Annotated in this window: 4 protein-coding genes; all 4 read right to left on the minus strand. The window is 72.3% G+C overall.

Going from position 1 to position 2,085, the window contains the following annotated elements; all coding sequences use genetic code 11:
* Positions 1-599 (minus strand): AMP-binding protein (locus QH283_RS09550; protein WP_280502655.1); only part of this gene is annotated, 599 nt, incomplete at its 3' end.
* Positions 596-847 (minus strand): acyl carrier protein, encoded by a 252-nt coding sequence (locus tag QH283_RS09555; protein WP_280502656.1) that lies wholly within the window; start codon positions 845-847, stop codon positions 596-598. The genes QH283_RS09555 and QH283_RS09550, both read right to left, overlap by 4 nt.
* The gene (locus QH283_RS09560) at positions 844-1,689 is read right to left on the minus strand and encodes a hypothetical protein (protein ID WP_280502657.1); all 846 of its coding nucleotides are present in this window, start codon (positions 1,687-1,689) and stop codon (positions 844-846) included. The genes QH283_RS09555 and QH283_RS09560 overlap by 4 nt, the downstream gene beginning before the upstream one ends.
* The coding region (locus QH283_RS09565; protein ID WP_280502658.1) for a dTMP kinase at positions 1,686-2,085 on the minus strand (400 nt) is incomplete at its 5' end. The genes QH283_RS09565 and QH283_RS09560, both read right to left, overlap by 4 nt.

Raw genomic sequence — 2,085 nt, forward strand, 5'->3', positions numbered from 1 at the left:
TGGGCGGCCTGGTTCGCGGGCGTGACCCGCACCCCCTTCGGTGTTCCTGTCGACCCGGAGGTGGCCTGGATGAACGCCGTGTCCGAGGGGGCGGGCAGCCGGGGCGCGCGGGCGGGGGTGGCCGGGTCCGTCGCCGCGGCGTGCAGCACGGCGCCGTCGATCGCGGCGACCCCGGCGGGCAGTTCCGCCGCGGCCGACACCGCGCCGGGGGCGATGACGGCGGCGGGCCGCAGGTAGCCCAGCAGCGCCCTGACCCGCCCGTGGAAGACCTCCGCCGACCCGAAGCCGCCCGGCGGCGCGGTGGCCGTCGGGATCGCGCCGAGCACCAGCGCGCCGAAGAAGGCGGTCAGGAAATCCGGGGAGGTGGGCAGCCCCAACAGCACCCGGTCACCCTCGCCGACGCCCGCCTCGGCGAGCACGGTGGCCGCGCGGCAGGCGGCGGGAACGAGATCGTCGTGACGCCACCGGATGTCGGCGTCGTCGGGATCGGCGCCACGATCAGGGACGAAGATCGTGGCCGCGGCGTCGGACCCGCGCTCGGCGTGGACGAGCAGCGCGTGCACGATGCTCGGGTGTGGAACGGGCAGCGCGGGGGTCACAGTTCCTCCCTGAGGTAGGCGACGATGTCGGCGACGGTGTTCAGGCCCGCCGCGGCGTCCTCGGGGATGTCGATCCCGAACGCGCGCTCGAGCTGGATGGTCAATTCGATGGCGGTCGGCGAGTCGAGGCCGTAGTCGATCATTCGGGTGGCCGGGTCGATCTCGTCGGCCGCCACCCACAGCACCTCGCCGACGATCGCGCGCACCCGCGACTCGATCTCCGTGACGGAGCGGATATCCGGCGTCATCCGAACAACTTCCCTTCGCTGATGCAGGCGCGCACCGAATCCTCCAGATCGACCCCGTCACCGGTGTCGATGCGGTGGAATCCCACCTCGGGGAAGGCGACCGCGAGGGTCTCGCGCACCCGCAGGTAGCCCGCGCGCAGCGCGGCCAGGCGGTCGGCGGTCTCGTGGGCCTCGGTCGGACCGGTCCCGGAACGGGCCGCGCAGCGGGCCGCTGCCTGCTCCGGCGGGGTGTCCAGCCACAGCACCGCGTCCGGCAGCGTGGTGCGGAATCGGGCGGCGAACCCCGCGATCGAGTCGGTCACCTCCCGGCCGACCAGGTCGGCGATCTCCGACAGCAGCTTCCAGATGTCCGGGTCGCTGCCCAGGCGGTCCGCCTGTGCGCGCTGCCAGGCCAGGATGGTGTCGAAGGTGCCCGGCTCGTGCCGCTCCAGCACCGCGGCGATCTCGTGCTCGCGCTGGTGGCCGTCCCACTCCGGCCCGGCCAGCGCCACGTAGAGCGGGCCGTAGACGAGCAGCTCGATCAGCGGATGTCGTTCGAAGATCAGCACATCCGGGTCCCAGGTGTCCAGGAAGTGCCGTTCCACCGGTCCGAACAGCGTCATCTGCAGGTACATGGCGGTGGCCTTCATCTCCACGCTGGAGATCTCGTCGCACCCCACACTGAACGCCTTGAGCTGCCTGGACAGGTCGGTCAGCGGGACATCCCTGGTGTTGTGGAAATCGGGGCAGGTCATGGACGCGAACGCGCTCGGCCCGGCCGCGGGGGCGAGTTCGCGCAGCCGCGCCATGATCGAGGACTTGCCCGCGCCGTCGATGCCGACCACGGCCACCCGGTGGGTCATCGGTCGTCCTCCCGCAGTTGGGCCAGCACGGCCGAGGTCAGGTCGGCGGGCGGCGCGGTGCCGTCGAGGCGCACCCAGCCCAGCTCGTGCGATAGCGCGTCCAGCGCCTCGTGGCTGCGCTGCTGGAAGTCCAGGAACGCCTGTTCGTCGCCGTAGCCGCTCTCGTAGTCGCTGCGCATCCGCTTGCGGCCCAGCGCGTCGGCCGGGGAGACGGCCAGGTAGAAGGTGCGGTCCGGCTCGGGGAAGCCCGCGGTCAACTGCCGCAGCACGGCCGGGTCGCGGCCGTGGGCGACCTCGGTGGCGTAGAACTTGTACCAGTAGGCGTTGGCCAGCACTATGTCCGCGCCGCGGGCCGCGGCCAGATCCAGCGACAACTGCATGGCGTGGAACAGGAAG

The organism is Nocardia farcinica, assembly GCF_029867845.1.
Lineage (GTDB): Bacteria > Actinomycetota > Actinomycetes > Mycobacteriales > Mycobacteriaceae > Nocardia > Nocardia farcinica_A.

Excerpts from the sequence above, each read along its gene's own strand:
- QH283_RS09555 (WP_280502656.1), bottom strand. The coding sequence starts at position 847 with ATGACGCCGGATATCCGCTCCGTCACGGAGATCGAGTCGCGGGTGCGC.
- QH283_RS09560 (WP_280502657.1), bottom strand. The coding sequence starts at position 1,689 with ATGACCCACCGGGTGGCCGTGGTCGGCATCGACGGCGCGGGCAAGTCC.